This window comes from Streptomyces sp. NBC_01255, assembly GCF_036226445.1.
Lineage (GTDB): Bacteria > Actinomycetota > Actinomycetes > Streptomycetales > Streptomycetaceae > Streptomyces.
In genome coordinates, this window is the sequence record NZ_CP108474.1 from 3,826,123 (window position 1) to 3,848,276 (window position 22,154).

Here is a 22,154-nt window from a genome sequence, read left to right on the forward strand (position 1 = left end):
AGGCGAACCGCTAGGACGTACAGGTAGGCACGTTTGTTCTGATGCTCACGCTCGGGAGTCTCTGACAAGACGGCGCCCCAATGTCCTTCCGGCCCGGGAACTACCCTGGCCGGATGCGTACTGAAATCCCCGCCGTACCGGTGAACGACAGCGCCCCTGGTGACGGACTCGTCAAGGTCGGTGTCGTGCTCTTCGGCGTGGGGGCGGTGGCGACGCTGGTCACGGTGGCTCCGCTGTTCCTGGGGACCGAGCCGTTCCCCACCGTCGCGTACACCGTCTCCATGCTCATGGGCGTCGGATTCGCCGTCGCCGCCGCCGGGGTGCTGCGGTCGATCGCGGCCCAGCGGCGGCAGGCCCGGGAAGGTGCGGCCGCGGCCGTTCAGGCCCGGTAGGTCTCCAGCCAGGGGCGGAAGTCCGTCAGGTCCGTGAGGACCACGTCCGCGCCGGCCGCGCGCAGCTCCTCGGGGGCGCAGGGGCCGGTCGCGACGGCCACCGCGAGGGCGCCCGCCGTGGCGGCGCCCCGGACGTCGCCGACGTGGTCGCCGACGTACACCTGGGCGTCGTGGGCGCGCAGGGCCTCGGCCTTGCCCTCGGCCCAGAGGCCGCCGACGACGGCGTCCGGCTCGATCCCGAGGTGCTCGAGGTGCAGCTCGGCGTGCGGGCCGTTCTTGGCGGTGACGACGATCGTGCGGCCGCCCGCGTCGCGCACGGCCTGGATCGCGTCCCGGGCGCCCGGCATCGGCGGCGAGGGCTCGATGGCGTACGCCGGGTAGAGCGCGCGGTAGCGCACCACCATCTCCGCGACCTGTTCCTCGGGGAACCAGTACGCCATCTCGTGTTCGAGGGGCGGGCCGAGGCGGGTGACGACCAGGTCGGCGTCGATCGTCGCGCCGGTCTCGGCGGCGAAGGCCTCCCAGGCGGCCTTGATGCCGGGGCGGCTGTCGATCAGCGTCAGGTCGAGGTCGAAGCCGACGGTGAGGGTGCGTGTGGGGGTGGTGCGGGTGGGCGTCTCGGTCGTCGTCATGGGGCCATTCTGCGGGAACTCGGGTACCTGCGTTCGAATAATCGGTGCTGCTTACACTGAGGCGAGCCTTACCGAACCGATGGGTCCCCATGCCAGCCGCTTTCCCTTCCAGACGGGTCCTCGCGACCTCGGCGGCTGTCGTCGCCCTGCTGCTCGCCGTCCTCCTGAGCCTCACCGTCGGCGCCCGCGCCATCGCCCCCTCGACCGTCTTCGACGCCCTGCTGCACGGCGGGACGAGTGACGACGCCGAGGTCGTACGGCAGCTCCGCGTCCCCCGGACCCTCATCGGGCTGATGGTCGGCACCGCGCTCGCCCTCGCCGGCACCGCCCTCCAGGGCATCACCCGCAACCCGATCGCCGACCCCGGCATCCTCGGCATCAGCCAGGGGTCGTCGGTGGCCGTCGTCCTCGCCATCGCCTTCTTCGGGGTGCACGACCTGAGCGGGTACGTGTGGTTCGCCTTCGTCGGCGCCGCGCTCGCCTCGGTCGCCGTCTACGCCATCGCCTCCGGCGGCCGCGGCGGTGCCACCCCCGTGAAGCTGGCGCTCGGCGGGGCCGCGATCAACGCCCTGCTGCTCTCCGTCACCACCGGCGTCCTCACGACCAAGGCCTCGGCGCTCGACGAGTTCCGGTTCTGGCAGATCGGCTCCCTCGACGGGCGCGACACCGAGATCGTCGGCCAGATCTGGCCCTTCCTGCTGCTCGGCACCGTCCTCGTGCTCTCGGTGGCCCGCGGCCTCGACGCGCTGGCGCTCGGCGACGACGTCGCCAAGGGCCTCGGGCAGCGGGTCGCGACCGTCCGGATCGTCGGCGGACTCGGAGCGACCGTCCTGACCGGCGCCGCCGTGGCCGCCGCCGGGCCCGTCGCCTTCGTCGGCCTCGCCGTACCGCACATCGCGCGGGCCGTCGTCGGCTCCGACCACCGCTGGGTCCTGCCGATGGCCGCGCTCATCGGGCCGGTGATGCTGCTCGTCGCGGACGTCGCCGGGCGGGTCGTCTTCCCGCCGGGCGAGATCCCCGCCGGGGTCATGACCGCGCTGATCGGGGTGCCGTTCCTGGTCACCCTGGTGCGGCGGAAGGCGGTGCCCGCGTGAGTACGACGTCTGTGCGGCCCGCCGGGTACGGGCTCGTGCGCGCCGGGCGTGGGTCCTTCCTGGTCCACCGGCGTTCGGCCCTCGTCGCGGGTGGGCTTCTTCTGCTCCTGGCCGCCGCCTCCGTCGCGTACCTCTGCGTCGGCGAGCGGTTCGTCGGCCCCTCGGAGGTCGTACGGATCCTCCTCGGGCAGCCGTCGCCGTCCGCGTTCGTCGTGGAGGAGCTGCGCGCGCCGCGGCTCGTCGTCGCGCTCGCCGTCGGCGCCGCCTTCGGGATCGCCGGCGCGCTCATCCAGACCGTCGCCCGCAACCCGCTCGCCAGCCCCGACATCATCGGCATCAGCCAGGGCGCGGGGGCCGTCACCGTCGCCGCGATGACCTTCGGCCTCACCTCGTACACCGTGCTGCCGTACGTCTCGATCGCGGGCGGCATCCTCGCCGCCGCGCTCGTGTACGTGTTCGCCTGGCGCGGCGGGCTGCACGCGACCCGGTTCGTCCTCATCGGCATCGGCATCGCGATCGCGCTGCGGTCCCTCATCACCCTCTTCATGACGAAGGGCGACTACCTGGTCGCCCAGCAGGCCCAGGTCTGGATGACCGGCTCCCTCAACGGACGCGGCTGGGACGAGTCCGGGCCGATCCGGTGGACGCTGCTCCTGATGCTGCCCGCCGTGCTGTGGGCCGCACGCGCGCAGCGGACGGTCTCCCTCGACGACGACACGGCGACCGCCCTCGGCGTACGGCTCGGCCGGATCCGCCTCGGGCTCGTCGCCGTCGGGGTCGTCCTCGCCTCCGTGGCGACGGGCGTCGCGGGGCCGGTCGACTTCGTGGCCCTGCTCGCCCCGCAGATCGCCCGCCGCATGACGCGGACCGCGCAGATCCCGCTGCTCGGCTCCGCGCTCGCGGGCGCGGTGATCGTGGTCGTCGCCGACCTGCTCGCCCGGCGGCTCCTCTCCCCCGTCGAACTGCCCGTGGGCGTCCTCACGGCGGCGGTCGGCGCCCCGTACCTGATCTGGCTCATCGTCCGGAGCCGAACGGAAGGCAAGGCATGACGAGCACGACCACCAGCACGAGCACGAGCACGAGCGCGGGCGCCGGTCGGCTGGCCGCCCGCGGTCTCACGCTCGCCTACGAGGACCGCACCGTCGTGCACGAGCTGGACCTCTCGATCCCCGACGGCAAGGTGACCGTGATCGTCGGCCCCAACGCCTGCGGCAAGTCGACCACCCTCCGGGCCCTCGGGCGGCTCCTCAAGCCGGCCGGCGGCGCCGTCCTCCTCGACGGCGAGGAGCTGGCCAAGCTCCCCACGAAGCGGATCGCCCGCTCCATCGGGCTGCTTCCGCAGACGCCCGTCGCACCCGAGGCGATCACCGTCGCCGACCTCGTCTCCCGGGGCCGCCAGCCGCATCAGGCCTGGTGGAAGCAGTGGTCGGAGGAGGACGAGCGGGCCGTCACCGACGCCATGAAGCGCACGGACGTCGCCGCGCTCGCCGACCGGTCCGTCGACGCGCTCTCGGGCGGCCAGCGGCAGCGCGTGTGGATCGCGATGGCCCTCGCGCAGGAGACCGACCTGCTCCTCCTCGACGAGCCCACCACCTACCTGGACATCTCGCACCAGGTGGAGGTCCTCGACCTGGTGCGCCGCCTCAACCGGCTGCGCGGCCGGACCGTCGTCCTCGTCCTGCACGACCTCAACCAGGCCGCCCGGTACGCCGACCACCTCGTCGCCATGAAGGCCGGCCGGGTCGTCGCGGAGGGCCCGCCGGAGAAGGTCGTCACGGCGGAGCTCGTACGGGACGTCTTCGGCCTGGAGTCGGTCGTCGTGCCGGACCCGGTGACGGGCTCGCCGCTGGTGGTGCCGGGGGCGCCGTGGCACGCGGACGACGGGGAAAAGGCCGTCTGAGAGCTCAGTGCTTGCGGGAGCGCCAGAGCAGGAACAGCGCCGAGGCGATCGCCGCGCCCCGCAGGACCCACGGCCAGGTCTCGGCGATCGCCGCGCTCATCGCGGGGCCGCCCGGGGCCACGGCCTCGCCCCAGCGGCCCTCGACGCGGCCCCACAGCCAGACGACGCCGGTCGCGGCGGCGAGGCCGGGGACGACGAGGACGGCGCCCTTGACCTCGCCGGGGGTCAGGCGGCGGGAGGCGTACGCGAGGAGCCAGCCGGCGGCGAGTGCGACGAGCGAGCCGAAGACGGCGCCGCCGAGCAGGAGCAGCGCGGCGAGCAGGACGAAGGGGTTCGCGAGGCGGGGGCGGGCGGGGGCCGGGTCGGCCTCCGGCTCTTCGAGCGCCTCGTCCGGGTCCGGCGCGGGGGCCGTCTTACGCCGCAGGACGACGCGGGCGAGCCGGCGCCACCGGCCCGGGGCGTCCTCCTCGTCGTCGAACTCCTCGTCGTCGGCCTCGGGGGCCGGGGGCTCGAAGAGGTCCGGCCGCTCGATGCCGCCGACGAAGCCCGGGAGCCCTTCGGTCACGTCGATGTCGGTGGCATGGGTGGCGTCGGTACGCCACCAGTCCGGGTCCAGATCGCCGTCGCGGACGCCGTCGCGGGGCGGGGAGACCGAAGCGGGCGGCGGGGACGGCTTGACGGACGGCTTCACGGTGGGCTTCACGGACTTCGCCGGCTTCGCCTTCGCGGATCGCGGGGACGGCACCGGCGCCCCGCCCGGCCTGGCCGTACCGCCCGCCCCACGCGCCCCGCCCGGCCCGCCCGGCCCGTCCTCCGCCCGTTCCACGACCTCGTCGGGCGTACCCAGCGCGCCGAGGATCCCCCGTACCGCCGCCGGGCTCTCCTCGCCGTACGTGCTGCGCCGCCGGTCGATCTCGTTCCGCAGCGTCGACACGAGCCGCGCCCGGTCGTTCTCCGGCAGCTGCCGCTGCTGTGCCAGATCGCCGACCCGGCTCAGATAGTCGTAGACCAACTGGTCGCTCTCGATCCCCACAGTGCCCCTCCACAGCCGGTTCGCCCGGTACGCCCCGACGTTAGCGCGCGGGCAGGGGCTAACGTGGGGCGGATGGGGATCGGTGAGCTCGACCGGGAGGCGCACGTGGCCGAAGCATCTGGCGCCGCGGCGCCGCGCACGCTCGCGGAAGCGCTGCGCGCGCGGGGCGACGACGGCCTGGCCGCGCTGCTGCGCGCCCGGCCCGACCTCCTGGGCCCCGTGCCGAACGACCTGACGCAGCTGGCGACCCGTGCCGGTACGCGCGGTTCCGTGATCCGGGCGATCGAGCGGCTCGACCGGTTCGCCCTCCAGGCGGCCGAGGCGCTCGCCGTGGCCCCGGACCCGACGCCGTACCCCGTACTCCTCTCGCTGGTCGCCGGCGACGAGGGCGACCCGGAGATCGAGGCGGCGCTGCCCGCCGCGGTCGCGCTGCTGCGCGAGCAGGCGCTCGTGTGGGGCGAGGACGAGCGGTTGCGGCTCGTACGGACCGCGCGGGAGCTGCTCGCGCCGTCGGCGCAGCATCCGTCGCCGACCGGGCTCGGGCCGACGGTCGCCGAGGCCACGTCCGGGATGTCGCCGGGCCGGGTGCAGGAGATCATCGCGGCGGCCGGTCTGACGTCGACGCACGATCCGGTGTCGGCGGTGGCCGTGCTGACGGAGCTGTTCACCGACCGGACGCGGATGGGCGAGCTGCTCGACACGGCGCCGCCGGAGGCGCTCGCGGTCCTGGACCGGCTGGTGTGGGGTCCGCCGTACGGGGAGGTGACGGCGAACCCGGCGCCTCCCGTGCGCTGGCTGCGCGACCGGGGGCTGCTGCTGCCGGTGTCGCCGCGGACGATGGTGCTGCCGCGGGAGGTGGCGCTGCACCTGCGGGGCGGGCGGGCGCACCGGTCGCCGGAGCCGCTGCCGCCGGAGCCGGTGGTGGGGCGCGACTACCGCCCACAGGTTGTGGACAGCGCGGCCGCCGGGCAGGCGTACGTGGCGCTCGCGACGATCGAGGAGCTGCTGAAGTCCTGGGACCGGGGCGGCCCGCCGGTCCTGCGCGCGGGCGGACTCGCCGTACGGGACCTCAAGCGGATCGCCGCGACGCTGGACGTCTCCGAGCAGATCGCCTGTTTCTGGCTGGAGCTCGGTTACGCGGCGGGGCTGCTCGCCTCGGACGGCGAGGCGGACGAGCGGTACGCGCCGACGCCCGCCTACGACGACTGGCTGGACCTGCCGCCGGCCGAGCGGTGGGCGCGGCTCGTCACGCCGTGGCTGGCGGCGACCCGTACGTCCGGTCTGGTCGGCGGCCAGGACGCGAAGGGCCGTACGCTCTCGGCGCTCGGCCCCGACCTGGACCGCTCGTCCGCCCCCGAGGTCCGCCACCGGGTCCTGTTCCTGCTCGCGACGCTCCCGCCGGGCGCGGCGGCCGACCCCGAGTCGGTCCTCGCCCGGCTGCGCTGGGAGCGGCCCCTGCGGGGCGCCGAGGGGTCGTCCTCCGCGGGCGCCGCGACCGTACGGACCAGGATCGCGCGCTGGACCCTGGAGGAGGCCGAGCTGCTCGGGCTCACCGGGCGCGGCGCCCTGTCCGGTCCGGCGCGCGCGCTCCTCAACCTGCCGCTCGCCGAGGCCGCGTCCCCCGCGGAGCCGGGCGGCGGGGTGGAGGCGTCGGTGGCCGCGACGCGGGCGGCGACGCTGCTCGCGCCGCTGCTCCCCGAGGCCGTCGACCACGTCCTCCTCCAGGCGGACCTGACGGCCGTGGCGCCGGGCCCGCTGCGGCGGCCGCTGGCGGACGCGCTGGGTGTCCTGGCGGACGTGGAATCGAAGGGTGGTGCGACGGTCTACCGGTTCACGCCGGGTTCCGTGCGGCGCGCGCTCGACTCGGGCCAGACGGCGACCGACCTGCACGAGTTCCTCGCGAAGCACTCGACGACGCCCGTCCCCCAGCCGCTCGCCTATCTCGTGGACGACGTGGCGAGACGCCACGGCCATCTCAAGGTCGGTGCGGCGTCGGCGTACGTGCGCTGCGACGACGACACGGTCCTCGGCGAGATCCTGGCCGACCGGCGGTCCGCGCCGCTGGGGCTGCGCCGCATCGCCCCGACGGTGCTGGCGGCGCAGACGGACCCGGTGTCGCTGCTCGACGGGCTGCGGTCGATGGGGTACGCCCCGGCGGCGGAGTCGGCGGAGGGCGACGTCCTGATCGCCCGCGCCGACGCGTACCGCACCCCTGCCCGTACGGCCCCGGTGCCCGTCCCCGACGGCCCGCCGTCCCCGGACGGCACTCTCCTCGCGGCGGCGGTCAAGGCGATCCGGGCCGGCGACCGGGCGGCGACGGCGGTCCGCAAGGAACCCTCGACCCCGACGACCGCCGGCACCCTGCCCCGCACGTCGGCGGCCGAGACCCTGGCCACGGTCCAGGCGGCCGCGATGACCGGCTCGGCGGTCTGGATCGGCTACGTGAACGCGGAGGGCGCGGCGAGCCAGCGGGTCATCGCCCCGGTCCGCGTGGAGGGCGGCTTCGTGACGGGCTACGACCACACGGCCGACGAGGTCCGCACGTACCCCCTGCACCGGATCACGGGCGTGGCGGAACTGGCGGACGACCAGGTCTAGGGAGAAGTGTCCGACCGGGAGTCCGACCCTGATCGGCCGCGGACAGCCCTTCCTAGGAGTCGACGTTCCCGGTGAGGAGCATGACGAGGAAGACCATCCACCCGGCCGTGGCGACCATGTACGGGAAGAGGACGGCGGCCCCCGTACCGAACGCGGCGAGGACGACCCGGGCCCGGTGGCGCCGCCGGGTCCGGGCGAGGAACCAGCTCGGGACGATCAGCGCGAACGCGACGACCAGGCTGCCGACCAGCATGAACGGCGCCGCGGCCCACATATCCTGCGTCCCGGAGACGGCGTACGCGCCCAGGGGCGCGACGAGCGTCCCGACGAGCGGTGCGGCCCACCATCGCGCGTCCGGCTCGTCACCGGACGCCACGGCGGCGAACGACGGGTGCGGTCCGCGGGCGGCGGTGCCCCGGGCGTCCCGGGCGAGGTTCGAGTTCATGCCCTCATCCCACAGCGTCCGCCGTCCCGCCCCCAGCGCGCGCGTACTCATCCGGCGTACGGCGGGTACTCAGGCCGCGGCGCCGCCGGGACGACCGGCCCTCGCCCCGCACCACACGGTGCTTCGCCGTTCAGCCGCCGGAGGAGGGGTCCACGCCCCGCCCAGGATCGGCCACCATGCGGCACACTGGAGGATTGGCCGCCGTCATCGGGAGCGGCCCGGGAAGGACTGATCGCGCGTGAATGGGCCTCTCATCGTCCAAAGCGACAAGACGCTGCTCCTGGAGGTCGACCACGAGCTCGCCGAGACGTGCCGGCGGGCCATCGCGCCGTTCGCGGAGCTGGAGCGGGCGCCCGAGCACATCCACACGTACCGGCTGACGCCGCTCGGGCTGTGGAACGCGCGGGCCGCCGGGCACGACGCCGAGCAGGTGGTCGACGCGCTCGTCGAGTACTCCCGCTATCCCGTGCCGCACGCGCTGCTCGTCGACATCGCCGAGACGATGGACCGGTACGGGCGGCTCACGCTCTCCAAGCACCCCACCCACGGGCTCGTGCTGACCAGTACCGACCGGCCCGTCCTGGAGGAGATCCTCCGGTCGAAGAAGGTGCAGCCGCTGGTCGGGGCGCGGATCGACGAGGACACCGTCGCCGTGCACCCCTCCGAGCGCGGGCAGATCAAGCAGACGCTGCTGAAGCTGGGCTGGCCGGCCGAGGACCTCGCCGGGTACGTCGACGGGGAGGCCCACCCGATCGAGCTCGCCGAGGACGGCTGGAGCCTGCGGCCGTACCAGCGGCAGGCCGTCGACGGCTTCTGGCACGGCGGTTCCGGGGTGGTCGTGCTGCCGTGTGGCGCGGGGAAGACGCTGGTCGGGGCCGGGGCGATGGCGGAGGCCAAGGCGACGACGCTCATTCTCGTGACCAATACCGTCTCCGCCCGTCAGTGGAAGAGCGAGCTCGTGAAGCGGACCTCGCTCACCGAGGACGAGATCGGCGAGTACAGCGGGACGAAGAAGGAGATCCGGCCCGTCACCATCGCCACCTACCAGGTCCTCACGACCAAGCGGAAGGGCATCTACCCGCACCTGGAGCTCTTCGACTCCCGGGACTGGGGCCTCGTCGTCTACGACGAGGTGCATCTGCTGCCCGCGCCCGTCTTCAAGTTCACCGCCGATCTCCAGGCGCGGCGTCGGCTCGGGCTGACCGCGACGCTCGTCCGGGAGGACGGCCGCGAGTCGGACGTCTTCTCGCTGATCGGGCCCAAGCGCTTCGACGCGCCGTGGAAGGAGATCGAGGCGCAGGGCTACATCGCGCCCGCCGACTGCGTCGAGGTCCGGGTCAATCTGACCGACTCCGAGCGGCTCGCCTACGCGACGGCCGAGCCGGAGGAGAAGTACCGCTTCTGCGCGACGACGGCGACGAAGCGGAAGGTGACCGAGGCCCTGGTGAAGAAGTTCGAGGGGCAGCAGATCCTCGTCATCGGGCAGTACATCGACCAGCTCGACGAGCTCGGCGAGCATCTGGACGCCCCCGTCATCAAGGGCGAGACGTCGAACGCGCAGCGCGAGAAGCTCTTCGACGCGTTCCGTACGGGCGAGATCAGCGTGCTCGTGGTGTCGAAGGTCGCGAACTTCTCGATCGACCTGCCCGAGGCGACGGTCGCGATCCAGGTGTCGGGCACCTTCGGCTCCCGGCAGGAGGAGGCGCAGCGCCTGGGCCGGGTGCTGCGGCCGAAGGCCGACGGGCACCAGGCGCACTTCTACTCGGTGGTCGCGCGGGACACGATCGACCAGGACTTCGCGGCGCACCGGCAGCGGTTCCTGGCGGAGCAGGGGTACGCGTACCGGATCGTCGACGCGGACGAGCTGCTGGCTCCCTGAGCCTGTCCGAGAGCGGGCTCGGTCTCAGTCCATCAGTGCGAGGAACGGGCCCGCGATCGCCAGGCAGTACTGGGCGATGACGAGTCCACGGCGGGGCACGATCAGGGCCGCCACGCCCGCTACGGCTCCGGCGGCCACCGCCCAGAAGCCGGCCGCGATGAACGCGCCGCCCACGCCGTCGCCGTCAACGGCGTCGGCCATGGTGATCGCGCCGGTGGCCACCAGGCAGGCCAGGAGGAGCAGCAGGCCGAAGCCCGCGGTGACGCGCAGGGTGAAGGGGGTCGGGCCGGTGGTGTCGTCCGTGGTGGTGGTCGTCGTCTCCATGCCCTGATCACATCAGGAGCGGCGGGGCGGCCGCCAGGCGTTCGCGTACTCAGTCGGGGCCGGGTGCGTACTCAGGGCGCGGGTTCCTGACGCCGGCCTCGGGCGGGCCGTAGTCGCCGAGGAGGACGACGCCGGCCGCCGCGCCGCCGAAGGCGCGTATCGCGCGGAACGCGGTGCCGAGCGGGCGGGTGCGGGGGCGGGGAACGGTGGTCACGAGGGTGAAGGTCGTCGCGGTCATGTCTCCATGATGGAATCCGGACATTCCGAACACATCGGCCTGGGGGTGGAACCGGTGTCCCTCTCATGGCGGATCCCGACCCCTACGGATATGGGGGCTCCCGGTGGAGTGAAATCGATTCGCCGTGCTCGGCCCGCCGGAGTTACACTCGCCAGCTTCCCCGCCTCCCTCCGTGGAGAGCCGCCGCCCGGCCGGAAACCGGCGGCCACCTCGTCGTGTCCGTGTATCCACCTGCTCGGAGGCTTCACCGTGTCCGTTTCCGACCCCGTGCCCGCTTCGGACCCCGTCTCGGACCCCGTCTCGGACCTCGCTTCGGACCCCGTTTCCGATCCGCTCTCGCGCGAGCGCGCCCATCTGACCTCCTCCCGCGCCGCCCTCCGCGCGATGCGCGAGGACGTCGAGGCGCTCGACATCAAGGACGTCACCGCGAACTGGGTCAACTCCCTCGTCCTCGGGCGCCAGATCGAGGACCGGATCAAGGCGCTCGCGGACCTCGCGGACACCCCGCTGTTCTTCGGCCGGCTCGACTACCTGCACACCACGCAGGAGGGGCAGCGCTTCTACATCGGGCGGCGGCACGTCCACGACGCCGACGGCGACCCGATGGTGATCGACTGGCGTGCGCCGGTGTCGCAGCCGTACTACCAGGCGTCGAAGAAGGACCCGCAGGACGTGGGGCTGCGGCGGCGCTTCGGGTACACGGCCGGTGACCTCACCGCGTACGAGGACGAGCACCTCTCCGACCCGGCCGCTGTGACATTTACCGGCTCCGCCGAGGGGTCGACCACGAGCCGGCTGCTCCAGGCCGAGATCGAGCGGCCCCGCGTCGGCCCCATGCGGGACATCGTGGCGACGATCCAGCCGGAGCAGGACGGGATCGTCCGCTCCGACCTGTCGGGGACCGTGTGTGTGCAGGGAGGCCCGGGTACGGGAAAGACGGCCGTGGGTCTGCACCGTGTCGCGTACCTCCTCTACGCGCACCGGGAGCGGCTCGCCCGCACCGGCACCCTGGTCATCGGGCCGAACCGGTCCTTCCTTCACTACATCGAGCAAGTCCTCCCGGCTCTGGGTGAGTTGGAGGTCCAGCAGGCGACCGTCGACGATCTCGTGGCACACGTCGAGGTGCGGGGCACGGATGAGGCGGCGACGGCGGTCGTCAAGGGCGACGCCCGGATGGCGGAGGTGCTGCGGCGCGCGGTCCGTGCGCACGTCTCGCTGCCGAAGGAGCCCCTGATGGTGGTGCGCGGCTCGCGGCGGTGGCGGGTTCCGGCGTACGAAATCGAGGAGATGGTAAGGGAGTTGCTGGACCGGGACATCCGGTACGGGGCGGCCCGCGAGGCGCTTCCGCAGCGGATCGCGCACGCGGTCCTGGTGCGGATGGAGGAGGCCGGCGAGGCGCCCGACGACCGGGTGCAGAACGCGGTCGCGCGGAACCCCGCCGTGAAGGCTGTCGTGAAGGAGTGCTGGCCGCCGGTGGAGCCCGCGAAGCTGGTGCTGCGGCTGCTCGGCGACGCCGACTTCCTGGCGGAGCACGCGGAGGGGCTGCTCACCGAGGACGAGCAGAAGCTGCTGCTCTGGGCGAAGCCGGCGCGGAGCGTGAAGGCGGCGAAGTGGTCGGCGGCGGACGCGGTGCTGATCGACGAGACGAGGGACCTGGTCGAGCGGACGCACTCGCTCGGGCACGTGGTCCTCGACGAGGCGCAGGACCTGTCCCCGATGCAGTACCGGGCAGTGGGGCGCCGGTGCACGACCGGTTCGGCGACGGTCCTGGGCGACCTGGCGCAGGGGACGACGCCGTGGGCGACGGAGAGCTGGGCGCAGGCGCTCGGGCACCTGGGCAAGCCGGAGGCGGTCGTGGAGGAGCTGACGGCCGGCTTCCGTGTGCCGCGCGAGGTCATCGCGTACGCCTCGCGGCTGCTTCCGCACATGTCGCCGGGGCTGGCGGCGGTGGAGTCGGTCCGGGAGAACCCGGGTTCGCTGGCGGTCCGCCGCGCGGAGACGGAGCAGTTGGACGCGGATGTCGTCGCCGCCTGCGTCGAGTCCCTGGCCCACGAGGGCTCGATCGGCCTGATCGCCGCCGACGCGCGGATCGCGCCGCTGGCGGAGGCGCTGACGGCGGCCGGTCTCGCGTACCTCTCCCCCGGCGAGGAGACGACCGCCGAGTCCCGGCTGACCCTGGTCCCGGCCTCGCTCGCGAAGGGCCTGGAGTACGACTACGTGGTCCTGGACGAACCGGCGGCGGTCGTCGACGGCGAACCGGACGAGCGGACGGGCCTGCGGCGGCTGTACGTGGCGCTGACCCGCGCCGTCTCGGGCCTGACGATCCTTCACTCGGCGCCGGTTCCGGAGCAGTTGGGCGACCTGTGACGACGGTCAGGCCTTAGCGGTTGGCGGGGCGGGCGGTGAGGAGGCGGAAGCGCATGCCGTGGCGGGCGTACAGCCGCCAGAGTTCGATCCCGGCGATCAGCGTGGTCGCGGCGGCGCCGCCGAGGGGCAGCAGGACGGGGTTCCCCGCCCATCGGGTCAGGGGGAAGAAGACGTCCTGGAGGGCGAGTTCCCAGGCGAGTGCCACCGTGATCAGCGCCGGGAGTGCCTGGTGGATCTCGACCGTGCGGAACATGTGGCGCGACACCTGCGGGACGGCGAAGCAGAGGAACGCGATTCCCCGCGCCACCCCGTAGAGGCAGACGGTGATCGCGACGACCGTGAGAACGGGTTGCTCGTCGAAGAAGGCGGTGCCCAGCCAGACGGCGGCCGCCCCTCCCCCGAACGCGAGCACGAGGTGGCCGAGGAAGGCGCCGGCCGCCGTGAGGGGGCCGCGCAGCCGCTCACCGAGGCGGCCCTGCGTCGGCGGCCGGACGATCAGGAAGTACGCGACGGTCACCAGCGGCGCCGTCACGAGGAGCAGGAACGGCACGAGCAGCAGCCGGAAGCCGCCGTCCCGTAACCAGAGCACGAGGAGGTCGCTCTCGTTGGCGACGAGGGGCCATTTGACCGCCAGCGCGACCGCGATGCCGCCCCAGAACCTGACGGCCTGGAGGAGCGCGATGGGAAGGTCCCGCAGGACCACCTCCCCGCGCGGTTCCATCCACCGCCGGGCCAGGACCCGGTCCTTGTGCTCCTTCGGAACGTTCACGGCCCCCGTCATGCGCCGGATTGTGACAGCGGGGGCCGGTGGACGACACCGTTCCGAGGCCCCCGTGAAGGGAGCAGGGGTCAGACGTCGAATTCGGGCAGGGCCTCCGACCAGGACCGGTGGGCGACGGCGGCCAGGACCGGGTTCGTGACGCGGTAGTAGTCCTCGGTCACCAGGCCCCAGCACAGGGCCCAGCCCCGGCCGCGCTCCCAGGTGGCGTCGTCGATCTGGGCGGCCTCGCGGAAGAGGGGTCGGGTCTCGGCGGTGAGGAGCGTCCAGGCGGGCATGGTGTCGCAGGCCGGGTCGCCGACGCCCAGGCCGCCGAAGTCGATGACGGCGCTGAGGCGGCCTGCGCGGCCGAGGAGGTTGCCGGGGAGCAGGTCGCCGTGGATCCAGACGGGTGCGCGCTGCCACTGCGGGAGCCGGAGCACCGCCTCCCACGCCGCCGTCGCGAGCTCCGCGTCGACCGTTCCGTCGGCGCCGAGGGCGCGGATGGCGCCCGGCATGTGGCCTTCCTCCCAGGCGGTGACCGGGCCACCCCGGGAGGAGGCCGGTCCGCCGGTCGCGTCGACCGCGCGGAGGGCGGCGCCGAAGCGGCCCAGCTCGACGGCGGCCTGGGCGAGGTCGGTGAGCGGTGCGGTGAAGGTGTCGGCGCCGTCGAGCCATCCGAACACGGACCAGGGGTGGTCGAAGCCCTCCCCCGGTACGCCGTGCCCGACGGGTACGGGGATGGGCAGCGGCAGGTGCGGGGCGAGGTGCGGGAGCCAGCGCTGTTCCTTCGCGGCCTGCCCTGCGGCCCAGTCGGCCTTCGGCAGCCGTACGGCGAACTCGTCCCCGAGCCGGAACATCGCGTTGTCCGTACCGGCGGAGTCCACCTCCCGCACGGGAAGTCCCGCCCACTCGGGGAACTGCGCGGCGATCAGGCGTTCGACGAGGGCGGTGTCGATCAGGGACGAGGGCGCGGGGGAAGGCATGGCGGCGACGCTAGTGGTCGTTCACTCCGACCACCACGGATTTTCCGCTCCGCCCCGGCGGTCAGGACCGGCGGTCAGGACCGGCGGATCAGGTGCGGGGCCCGCCCTGATCCGCCGGACCGGCCGTCCTACGCGTCGACCGCCTCGCGCCAGGCCCGTACCGCGTCCGCCGAGACGGGGGCGGCCCAGCCCTGGGGGCGGGCGGCGCCGCCGATGTGGAAGGCGTCGAGACCGGCCGCGCGCAGCTCGGGGAGGTGGTCGAGGCGCAGGCCGCCGCCGACGAGGATCCGGGCCTCGTAACCCGGTTCGCCCGCGCGGGCGGCCTCGGCCTTGAGGGTGGCGAGGCCGTCGTCGACACCGGTGGCGGAGCCTGCCGTGAGGTAGGTGTCGAGGCCCGGCAGGTCGGCGAGCCGCTTGCGCAGCCCGTCGCGGTCGTTCGTGCGGTCGATGGCCCGGTGGAAGGTCCAGCGGGCGCCGTCGAGGACGGCGATGAGCCGTTCGACGGCGACCAGGTCCGGTTCGCCGTCGGCGGTGAGGAAGCCGAGGACGAACTCGTCGGCGCCGGCCTCGCGGAGCTCGGTGGCGCGGGCCACGAGGGCGTCGACGCCCTGGGGGCCGCCCGCCGAGAATCCGTCGGTGAGCCGGAGCATCACGCGCAGCGGGATGTCGACGGCGGCGCGGATGGCGGCGAAGCCGGTCCGTGACGGGGTGAGCCCGTCCGCCGCTATGTCGGTGACGAGTTCGAGCCGGTCGGCACCACCGGTCTGGGCAGCGACCGCGTCTTCCTCGTCGAGGGCGATCACCTCAAGGACAGCACGGTTGCTCATCGAGCCCATTCCTCCATGAATGACGGCTACAGGTCTAGTCCAATGACCAGACTAGCCGTGCGAGTGACCTCCCGCATCGCCCGTGGCCTCATCGGCTGCGGGAGCGGTGGTCTTCGGGGCCGGAGCGGTCGCCTTCCCCGCTCCCGCCGTGACCGTGAAGGCCGCCGTCCGGACCTTGCCCTCGTGCTGGAAGTCGAGGAAGAGACGGTACGTCCCGCCGCTGGGCGCCGTCGCGGTGAAGGAGACGTCCGGGCCGGGACCCCCCTCGTTCGGGTGCACGTGGAGGTAGGCGAGGTCGCCGTCGCGCAGGGCGACGAGGTGTCCGTACGCGCCGAGGTAGGGCTCCAGGTCGGTGACGGGCTTGCCGGCCTTGGTGACCGTGAGCTTGAGCTCGCCGGCCTTGCCCGGGTCGAGGGTGCCGCCGAGGCGGACCTGGTAGCCGTCGACGGTCGCGGTCGGGACGACGGCAGGCATCGGCTTGGGGGCGTACGCGCCCGGTACGGAGAGGTCGGCGCCGAGCGTGACGCCCTGGGCGCCGGGGGCGGCGGGCTTGAAGTCGGCGAAGGCCTTGTAGCCGCCGGCGGCGGGCAGGTCGACGGGGGTCGTCCAGGTGCCGTCCGCGGCCTTCACCGGGTGCAGGTGGCGGAAGGTGGTGAGGTCGCGCGAGGCGACGATGAAGTGCAGTTCCTTGCCGTGCTCGGTGGTGAAGGCGGTGACCTTCTTCCCGCCCGCGTCCTTGATCGAGAACTTCAGGACGCTCTTGCCGGTGGCGGGGGTCGGCGTCTCCAGGGCGAGGGTGTAGCCGCCGTCGGAGACCTGGAGTCCGCCGGGGAGGTTCGCGGCGGCGGGCGCGTCCGTGGTCGCGCCCTCCTCGTGGCCGGCGTGGCCGTCGCCCGCGGCCGCGCTCTTGCTCGGAGCCGGCGCGGCGGCGTGGTCGCCGTGCCCGGCCTTCTTCGGCTCCTCGACGGGGCCGACACCCGTGCCGACCCCGTACGCGGCCCCGAAGGTCGCGGCGAGTGCGGCGGCATAGGCAGTGATCTTCACACCGGTGTTCATGGCTGCTCTCCCGATACGTGGGTCGATGCGTGGGTCGATACGTGGAGCGGGTGCGCGGGGTGGCGCGGTAACCGTTCGATGCACTTCACCATACCCCTGGGGGGTATCAAGTCAAGTCAGGGATCCGCTTGCGTCGGATACGGGTGGGGGGTATACATGGACTCACAACCGGATACCCCCCGAGGGTATCCCGGTCCCGGAGGAACCGACCGAGGAGAAGCCATGGGCTCCTGCTGCACCCCTGACAACAGCTGCTCGACCAGCACCACCGACACGGCCGCCGTCGCGGTCGCCGAGAGCACGGTGACCGTCTACGCCGTCTCCGGCATGACGTGCGGCCACTGCCGGACCGCGATCACCAAGTCCGTCAGCGCGCTGGACGGCGTCATCACCGTCGACGTCGACGTCAACGGCGGCCTGGTGACCGTCACCACCGGCGGCGAGCCGGACGACGCCGCGATCGCCGCCGCCGTCGACGACGCGGGCTACGAGCTGACCGGCCGCGCCTGAGCCGCACCACTTCGGCCGCCGGGACCCGCCCGTCACGCCCGGGTCCCGGCCCCCGACACCCCCGTACTCACGAGGAGCAGGAACAGCCATGACAACGACGACACCGGGCACCGCTCAGGTCGAGCTCGCCATCGGCGGCATGACCTGCGCCTCGTGCGCGGCCCGTATCGAGAAGAAGCTCAACCGCATGGACGGGGTCGAGGCCACCGTCAACTACGCCACCGAGAAGGCCAAGGTCACCTTCGCCGCCGACATCGACGTCGCCGCGCTGATCGCGACCGTCGAGGCCACCGGCTACACCGCCGCCGAGCCCGCGCCGCCGAGGAGCGAGGCGCCGGGCGCCCCCGAGGGGCCCTCCGACGAGGAGAAGGCCGACGAGGAGCTGCGGCCCCTCAAGCAGCGACTGATCACCGCCGTCGCGCTCGCCGTGCCCGTCATCGCGATGGCGATGATCCCGGCGCTCCAGATCGAGTACTGGCAGTGGCTGAGCCTCACGCTCGCCGCGCCGGTCGTCGTCTACGCCGCCTGGCCGTTCCACCGCGCCGCCTGGACCAACGCCCGGCACGGCGCGGCCACCATGGACACCCTGATCTCGGTCGGCACGATCGCCGCGTTCCTCTGGTCGCTGTGGGCGCTGTTCTTCGGGACCGCCGGTACGCCGGGGATGACGCACCCCTTCGAGTTCACCATCGCCCGTACCGACGGCGCCGGGAACATCTACCTGGAGGCCGCCGCCGGCGTCACCGCCTTCATCCTCGCCGGCCGGTACTTCGAGGCCCGGTCGAAGCGCAAGGCGGGCGCCGCGCTCAAGGCGCTGATGCAGCTGGGCGCCAAGGAGGTCACCGTCCTGCGCGGCGGCCAGGAGGTCACCGTACCGACCGCCGAACTCCAGGTCGGGGACCGCTTCCTGGTCCGCCCGGGCGAGAAGATCGCCACCGACGGCACCGTCGTCGAGGGTTCGTCCGCCGTGGACGCCTCCATGCTCACCGGCGAGTCCGTCCCGGTCGAGGTCTCCGTCGGCGACTCCGTCACCGGCGCCACCCTGAACGCCGGCGGCCGGCTCGTCGTCGAGGCCACCCGCGTCGGCTCCGACACCCAGCTCGCCCGCATGGCCAAGCTCGTCGAGGACGCGCAGAACGGCAAGGCCGCCGCCCAGCGCCTCGCCGACCGCATCTCGGCCGTCTTCGTCCCGATCGTCATCGCGCTCGCGCTCGGCACGCTCGGCTTCTGGCTGGGTACGGGGCAGGGCCTGACCGCGGCCTTCACCGCCGCCGTCGCCGTCCTGATCATCGCCTGCCCATGCGCCCTCGGCCTGGCCACCCCGACCGCCCTCATGGTCGGCACCGGTCGCGGCGCCCAGCTCGGCATCCTGATCAAGGGCCCCGAGGTCCTGGAGACCACCCGCAAGGTCGACACGATCGTCCTCGACAAGACCGGCACCGTCACCACCGGCCGCATGACCCTCATCAAGGTCCACACCGCCGAGGGCGTCGACGAGAAGGACGTCCTGCGGCTCGCGGGCGCCCTGGAGCACTCCTCCGAGCACCCCATCGCCCAGGCCGTCGCCACCGGCGCCGCCGCCAAGGTCGGCACCCTGCCCACCCCCGAGGACTTCGCCAACATCCCCGGTCTCGGCGTCCAGGGCGTCGTCGACGGCCACGCCGTCCTCGTCGGCCGCGAGAAGCTCCTCGAAGAGTGGGCCATGGCCCTCCCGGCGCAGCTCAAGGCCGCCAAGGACACCGCCGAGAAGGCCGGCAAGACCGCGATCGCCGTGGCCTGGGACGGCGAGGCCCGCGCGGTCCTGGAGGTCGCCGACGCCGTCAAGGAGACCAGCCCCGAGGCCATCCGGCGGCTGCGCGCCCTCGGCCTCACCCCGATCCTGCTCACCGGCGACAACAAGGCGGTGGCCGAGGCCGTCGCCGCCGAGGTCGGCATCGACGAGGTCATCGCGGAGGTCATGCCGCAGGACAAGGTCGACGTGGTCAAGAAGCTCCAGGCGGAGGGCCGTTCGGTCGCCATGGTCGGCGACGGCGTGAACGACGCCGCCGCGCTCGCCCAGGCCGACCTGGGCCTGGCGATGGGCACCGGCACGGACGCCGCCATCGAGGCCGGCGACCTGACGCTCGTCCGGGGCGACCTGCGGGCCGCGGCCGACGCGATCCGGCTCTCCCGCAAGACGCTCGGCACGATCCGCTCGAACCTCTTCTGGGCCTTCGCCTACAACGTGGCCGCTCTGCCGCTCGCCGCGGCCGGACTGCTCAATCCGATGATCGCGGGGGCCGCGATGGCCTTCTCCTCGGTCTTCGTCGTCGGCAACAGCCTGCGCCTGCGCGGCTTCCAGGCCGCGGACAAGTGACCTGATCACCCAGTAGCGAGCGATGTGACGGGGAGACCGCCGTGGCCGGTTACGGACAGCACAAGGAAGACATCATCAGACGCCTGCGGCGCATCGAGGGCCAGGTGAGGGGGGTGCAGCGGATGGTCGACGAGGACGTGTACTGCATCGACGTCCTCACCCAGGTCTCCGCCATCAACGCGGCGCTCCAGTCCTGCGCGGTGGCCCTCCTGGACGAGCACCTCAGCTGCTGCGTCACGGAGGCCATCGCCCAGGGCGGGGACCAGGCGAAGGTGAAGGTGGGCGAGGCGTCGAAGGCCATCGCCCGGCTCATCCGGACCTGACGAAGTAGCGCGGACGGCGTTCGGAATACCGAAGCGGTATCAACCGCCCTTGCGTGAAGGGCACTCAGCGGACAGCGTGATGCTCAGGCGAAGACAGAGCCCGAGCACCTGCCGGAGGAGCACCAACTCCGCCGGACCGGGAAGACCGGGGCCGCAGAGCTTCACGCAGGGGCGGTTCCTCATGAGGGCGCTCAGGGAGGTGCTCAGGGAGGTGCTCAGGGTGGACGACATCCCGCCATCGTACCCCTGGGGGGTATACCTGAGCGAAGGATGCGGCCCGTACGATGAGCCGCCCAGGGGGAAGGGGATCCACGTGCGCCGGCTGGGAGAGCTGGAGGCCGAGATCATGGACCGGTTGTGGGCCTGGCAGCGGCCCGCCACGGTCCGCGAGATCGTCGACGACATCAATCGGGGACGCCGGGTCGCCTACACGACCGTCATGACGGTGGCGGACATCCTGCACCGCAAGGGCTGGCTCCGCCGCGAGAAGGCGGGCCGGGCCTGGCTGTACGAGCCCGTCCGCAGCCGCGAGGAGTACACCGCCGGCCTGATGCGGGACGCCCTCGGCGACAGCCAGGACCGGCCGGCCGCCCTCCTGCGGTTCGTCGAGGTCATCTCGGACGAGGACATGGCCGCCCTGGACGCGGCACTCCGCGCGGCCAGGGGCGGCCCGCCGAGGGGCGCCGGCGGCATCCCCGCGGGCGGTGGCGCGTGAACCACCACGCCCTCGTCCCACTCGGGCTCGTCCTGCTCACCGGCTCCCTCGTGCCCTGGCTCGTCGTCCGGGCCCGCTGGGCCCAGCAGGTGCCCCGCCTCGCGCTCGCCGTGTGGGCCGCGTGCGGCGCGGTCTTCACCACGGCGAGCGCCCTGCTGCCCGCCCAGCTGGTCCTGTCCGGCGAGAGCAGCCACCGCCTCACGGACATGCTGCTCACGCTCCGACTCCCCACCCCTGCCCAGCTGCTCGCCCTCGACGGCCGCGAGCAGCTCGCCCTCGCGATCGCCCTCGGCGTCCTCTCGCTCCCCTGCGCCGCCTTCGTCCGGAGACTGGCGCGGGCCCGCCGGGTGCGGGTGCGGCACGCGGGGGTGCTGCGGCTCGTCGGGCGGTACGACCCCGACCTGCGGGCCACCGTCCTCGACGACGACCGGCCCGCCGTCTACTGCCTTCCGGGCCGCTCGCGCCGCGTCGTCGTCTCCTCCGGAGCGGTGCACACACTGACGTCCGCGCAGCTCGCGGCGGCCCTCGCGCACGAGCGGGCGCACATCGCGGGGCGGCACCACCTCCTCGTCGCGGCGACGGAGGCCTTCGCGGCCGTCTTCCCGCGCCTTCCGCTCGCGCGGTACGGCGGGTCGTCCGTACCGCTGCTGCTCGAAATGGCCGCGGACGACCGGGCGTTGCGGCGGTGTACGCGCGACGCGCTCGCGACGGCGCTGTACGCGCTGGCCTCGGGCCGGGCACCGCGGTCCGCGTTCGCGGCGGGCGGCCCCTCGGCGGCGCTGCGGATGCGGCGCATCCTCACCCCGTACAGCGCGGGACACCCCGTCCTGCGCGGGCTGTTCACCATCGGGTCGGCGGCGCTCGCGATGGCCCCGCTGATCGTCGCCTGCTGTTCCTTCCCCGGCTAATTTACTCGCTTCACCGTCCGACCCCCCGAACACCGCTATTTACTAAGCGAATTCGTAGATTTCGCATCGGTCACGGGCACCTTAATTCACCGCTATTGTGGGTACGTTGGGGCTCTGGCTCGGCACGTCGAAGGGTACGAAACCTATGCAGCTGGCTGGCGTTCGGACGGCCGCGGCCGGCGATGCGACGACGATATCCAGGCTGCTCGCGGACGCCATTCGGAGCAGCTACGCCGGAATACTGGCCGAAATCCCGATGCGGCGGCTGATCTCGGAGCAATGCGCACTCCCCCGCATACGCGCGGAAATTGAAATTCCGGGGGGCGCGCCCGGCTGGCTCGGCTGGCTCGTCGCGACCGACCCCGAGGGCGCGGTCGTCGGCGTCGCCGCGGGCGGGGTCCCGGTGCCGGGCGAGGGCGAGGTGTACGCGCTGGCCGTCGCGGACGGCTCCCGCCGCCGAGGAGTGGGTACGGCCCTGCTGGCGGCGGCCACGGACCGGATGCGGAGCTACGGCGCCCACGACCAGCGGGTCGAACTCCCGGCGGAGACGGACCCGGCACTCCCCTTCTACACCCACCAGGGCTTCGCCCCTCTCGGCCCCACACGCTGGAGCCGCAAGGTCTGACGCGCCCCCGGCGCAGGCCCGTACGACTGCCGAACCGGCGGTCGTGGCAGATCCACGCCATCGCGTGTTCACGCAGCCCGATCCGGTGGATCGGCGCTCCCCCGCCAGGTCAGGATGGGTCCAGCGGCGCGGTCCCGGCGGCACGGGTACCTCGTCCGGACGGCATGGACCGAGCGAGCCCCTGGAGGA

The 22,154-nt window shown here is 73.3% G+C and carries 22 protein-coding genes; 13 read left to right on the forward strand and 9 right to left on the reverse strand.

The genetic code is table 11. From position 1 onward, the window contains the following. Window positions 1-113 precede the first annotated feature (113 nt). A complete protein-coding gene (locus tag OG357_RS16845) occupies window positions 114-392 on the forward strand; it encodes a hypothetical protein (RefSeq protein WP_329621929.1) in 279 nt (92 codons plus the stop codon). Here the strand turns inward: OG357_RS16845 and OG357_RS16850 are convergent. After that, window positions 380-1,024 (reverse strand): HAD family hydrolase, encoded by a 645-nt coding sequence (locus OG357_RS16850; protein WP_329621930.1) that lies wholly within the window; start codon window positions 1,022-1,024, stop codon window positions 380-382. The genes OG357_RS16845 and OG357_RS16850 overlap by 13 nt on opposite strands. A gap of 89 nt (window positions 1,025-1,113) precedes the next feature. Here OG357_RS16850 and OG357_RS16855 point away from each other — a divergent pair, with 89 nt between their 5' ends. The 3 genes from OG357_RS16855 to OG357_RS16865 are packed head-to-tail and all read left to right on the forward strand — an operon-like array spanning window position 1,114 to window position 4,018. Beyond that, entirely contained in the window at window positions 1,114-2,118 is a 1,005-nt protein-coding gene (locus tag OG357_RS16855) for a FecCD family ABC transporter permease (protein WP_329621931.1), read from the forward strand. Continuing rightward, the gene (locus tag OG357_RS16860; protein ID WP_329621932.1) at window positions 2,115-3,167 is read left to right on the forward strand and encodes a FecCD family ABC transporter permease; all 1,053 of its coding nucleotides are present in this window, start codon (window positions 2,115-2,117) and stop codon (window positions 3,165-3,167) included. The genes OG357_RS16855 and OG357_RS16860 overlap by 4 nt, the downstream gene beginning before the upstream one ends. After that, on the forward strand, window positions 3,164-4,018 hold the full coding sequence (locus OG357_RS16865; RefSeq protein ID WP_329621933.1) for an ABC transporter ATP-binding protein: 855 nt from the start codon (window positions 3,164-3,166) through the stop codon (window positions 4,016-4,018). The genes OG357_RS16860 and OG357_RS16865 overlap by 4 nt, the downstream gene beginning before the upstream one ends. Window positions 4,019-4,022: 4 nt before the next feature. On the opposite strand, the gene OG357_RS16870 is transcribed toward OG357_RS16865, so the two are convergent. After that, complete coding sequence (locus OG357_RS16870) at window positions 4,023-5,051, reverse strand: hypothetical protein (protein ID WP_329621934.1); 1,029 nt, start codon at window positions 5,049-5,051, stop codon at window positions 4,023-4,025. A 72-nt stretch (window positions 5,052-5,123) separates the two neighbouring features. On the opposite strand from OG357_RS16870, the gene OG357_RS16875 reads away from it, so the two are divergent. Beyond that, window positions 5,124-7,649 (forward strand): helicase C-terminal domain-containing protein, encoded by a 2,526-nt coding sequence (locus OG357_RS16875; protein ID WP_329621935.1) that lies wholly within the window; start codon window positions 5,124-5,126, stop codon window positions 7,647-7,649. Between the two features lie 52 nt (window positions 7,650-7,701). On the opposite strand, the gene OG357_RS16880 is transcribed toward OG357_RS16875, so the two are convergent. Next, window positions 7,702-8,094: a hypothetical protein gene (locus tag OG357_RS16880; protein WP_329621936.1), complete on the reverse strand. Its 393-nt coding sequence runs from the start codon at window positions 8,092-8,094 to the stop codon at window positions 7,702-7,704. 238 nt (window positions 8,095-8,332) lie between these two features. Here OG357_RS16880 and OG357_RS16885 point away from each other — a divergent pair, with 238 nt between their 5' ends. Then, on the forward strand, window positions 8,333-9,973 hold the full coding sequence (locus OG357_RS16885) for a DNA repair helicase XPB (RefSeq protein WP_329621937.1): 1,641 nt from the start codon (window positions 8,333-8,335) through the stop codon (window positions 9,971-9,973). Window positions 9,974-9,997: 24 nt separating this feature from the next. Here OG357_RS16885 and OG357_RS16890 read toward each other — a convergent pair whose 3' ends face one another. Together OG357_RS16890 and OG357_RS16895 are read right to left on the reverse strand one after the other, a co-directional pair. Then, complete coding sequence (locus tag OG357_RS16890) at window positions 9,998-10,297, reverse strand: hypothetical protein (RefSeq protein ID WP_329621938.1); 300 nt, start codon at window positions 10,295-10,297, stop codon at window positions 9,998-10,000. Window positions 10,298-10,346: 49 nt separating this feature from the next. Beyond that, window positions 10,347-10,535 (reverse strand): hypothetical protein, encoded by a 189-nt coding sequence (locus tag OG357_RS16895; RefSeq protein WP_317597958.1) that lies wholly within the window; start codon window positions 10,533-10,535, stop codon window positions 10,347-10,349. Window positions 10,536-10,802: 267 nt separating this feature from the next. Here OG357_RS16895 and OG357_RS16900 point away from each other — a divergent pair, with 267 nt between their 5' ends. Further along, complete coding sequence (locus OG357_RS16900; RefSeq protein WP_329625612.1) at window positions 10,803-12,902, forward strand: HelD family protein; 2,100 nt, start codon at window positions 10,803-10,805, stop codon at window positions 12,900-12,902. 13 nt (window positions 12,903-12,915) lie between these two features. Here OG357_RS16900 and OG357_RS16905 read toward each other — a convergent pair whose 3' ends face one another. From OG357_RS16905 to OG357_RS16920, 4 genes are all read right to left on the reverse strand, one after another. Then, on the reverse strand, window positions 12,916-13,683 hold the full coding sequence (locus OG357_RS16905; RefSeq protein ID WP_329621939.1) for a hypothetical protein: 768 nt from the start codon (window positions 13,681-13,683) through the stop codon (window positions 12,916-12,918). 68 nt (window positions 13,684-13,751) lie between these two features. Continuing rightward, window positions 13,752-14,645, reverse strand: coding sequence for an aminoglycoside phosphotransferase family protein (locus OG357_RS16910; RefSeq protein WP_329621940.1), 894 nt, complete (start codon window positions 14,643-14,645; stop codon window positions 13,752-13,754). A gap of 128 nt (window positions 14,646-14,773) precedes the next feature. After that, window positions 14,774-15,472 carry a copper homeostasis protein CutC gene (locus tag OG357_RS16915; RefSeq protein WP_329621941.1) on the reverse strand — a complete coding sequence of 233 codons (699 nt, stop codon included), beginning with the start codon at window positions 15,470-15,472 and terminating at the stop codon, window positions 14,774-14,776. A 51-nt stretch (window positions 15,473-15,523) separates the two neighbouring features. Continuing rightward, the gene (locus OG357_RS16920) at window positions 15,524-16,528 is read right to left on the reverse strand and encodes a hypothetical protein (protein WP_329621942.1); all 1,005 of its coding nucleotides are present in this window, start codon (window positions 16,526-16,528) and stop codon (window positions 15,524-15,526) included. 156 nt (window positions 16,529-16,684) lie between these two features. On the opposite strand from OG357_RS16920, the gene OG357_RS16925 reads away from it, so the two are divergent. The 6 genes from OG357_RS16925 (at window position 16,685) to OG357_RS16950 (ending at window position 21,965) form a co-directional block, all read left to right on the forward strand. Continuing rightward, window positions 16,685-17,038 carry a heavy-metal-associated domain-containing protein gene (locus OG357_RS16925; RefSeq protein ID WP_443066689.1) on the forward strand — a complete coding sequence of 118 codons (354 nt, stop codon included), beginning with the start codon at window positions 16,685-16,687 and terminating at the stop codon, window positions 17,036-17,038. Window positions 17,039-17,126: 88 nt separating this feature from the next. After that, complete coding sequence (locus tag OG357_RS16930; protein WP_329621944.1) at window positions 17,127-19,394, forward strand: heavy metal translocating P-type ATPase; 2,268 nt, start codon at window positions 17,127-17,129, stop codon at window positions 19,392-19,394. Between the two features lie 41 nt (window positions 19,395-19,435). Beyond that, window positions 19,436-19,717, forward strand: a complete 282-nt coding sequence (locus OG357_RS16935) for a metal-sensitive transcriptional regulator (protein WP_015035316.1) — start codon at window positions 19,436-19,438, stop codon at window positions 19,715-19,717. Between the two features lie 313 nt (window positions 19,718-20,030). Then, complete coding sequence (locus OG357_RS16940) at window positions 20,031-20,432, forward strand: BlaI/MecI/CopY family transcriptional regulator (protein WP_329621945.1); 402 nt, start codon at window positions 20,031-20,033, stop codon at window positions 20,430-20,432. Continuing rightward, window positions 20,429-21,340: a M56 family metallopeptidase gene (locus OG357_RS16945; protein ID WP_329621946.1), complete on the forward strand. Its 912-nt coding sequence runs from the start codon at window positions 20,429-20,431 to the stop codon at window positions 21,338-21,340. The genes OG357_RS16940 and OG357_RS16945 overlap by 4 nt, the downstream gene beginning before the upstream one ends. Before the next feature lie 145 nt (window positions 21,341-21,485). After that, window positions 21,486-21,965: a GNAT family N-acetyltransferase gene (locus tag OG357_RS16950; protein WP_329621947.1), complete on the forward strand. Its 480-nt coding sequence runs from the start codon at window positions 21,486-21,488 to the stop codon at window positions 21,963-21,965. Window positions 21,966-22,154 lie beyond the last annotated feature (189 nt).

Excerpts from the sequence above, each read along its gene's own strand:
- OG357_RS16895 (WP_317597958.1), bottom strand. The coding sequence starts at position 10,535 with ATGACCGCGACGACCTTCACCCTCGTGACCACCGTTCCCCGCCCCCGC.
- OG357_RS16845 (WP_329621929.1), top strand. The coding sequence starts at position 114 with ATGCGTACTGAAATCCCCGCCGTACCGGTGAACGACAGCGCCCCTGGT.
- OG357_RS16875 (WP_329621935.1), top strand. The coding sequence starts at position 5,124 with ATGGGGATCGGTGAGCTCGACCGGGAGGCGCACGTGGCCGAAGCATCT.
- OG357_RS16930 (WP_329621944.1), top strand. The coding sequence starts at position 17,127 with ATGACAACGACGACACCGGGCACCGCTCAGGTCGAGCTCGCCATCGGC.
- OG357_RS16855 (WP_329621931.1), top strand. The coding sequence starts at position 1,114 with ATGCCAGCCGCTTTCCCTTCCAGACGGGTCCTCGCGACCTCGGCGGCT.
- OG357_RS16850 (WP_329621930.1), bottom strand. The coding sequence starts at position 1,024 with ATGACGACGACCGAGACGCCCACCCGCACCACCCCCACACGCACCCTC.
- OG357_RS16865 (WP_329621933.1), top strand. The coding sequence starts at position 3,164 with ATGACGAGCACGACCACCAGCACGAGCACGAGCACGAGCGCGGGCGCC.
- OG357_RS16880 (WP_329621936.1), bottom strand. The coding sequence starts at position 8,094 with ATGAACTCGAACCTCGCCCGGGACGCCCGGGGCACCGCCGCCCGCGGA.
- OG357_RS16890 (WP_329621938.1), bottom strand. The coding sequence starts at position 10,297 with ATGGAGACGACGACCACCACCACGGACGACACCACCGGCCCGACCCCC.
- OG357_RS16915 (WP_329621941.1), bottom strand. The coding sequence starts at position 15,472 with ATGAGCAACCGTGCTGTCCTTGAGGTGATCGCCCTCGACGAGGAAGAC.
- OG357_RS16920 (WP_329621942.1), bottom strand. The coding sequence starts at position 16,528 with ATGAACACCGGTGTGAAGATCACTGCCTATGCCGCCGCACTCGCCGCG.
- OG357_RS16950 (WP_329621947.1), top strand. The coding sequence starts at position 21,486 with ATGCAGCTGGCTGGCGTTCGGACGGCCGCGGCCGGCGATGCGACGACG.
- OG357_RS16910 (WP_329621940.1), bottom strand. The coding sequence starts at position 14,645 with ATGCCTTCCCCCGCGCCCTCGTCCCTGATCGACACCGCCCTCGTCGAA.
- OG357_RS16905 (WP_329621939.1), bottom strand. The coding sequence starts at position 13,683 with ATGACGGGGGCCGTGAACGTTCCGAAGGAGCACAAGGACCGGGTCCTG.
- OG357_RS16925 (WP_443066689.1), top strand. The coding sequence starts at position 16,685 with ATGGACTCACAACCGGATACCCCCCGAGGGTATCCCGGTCCCGGAGGA.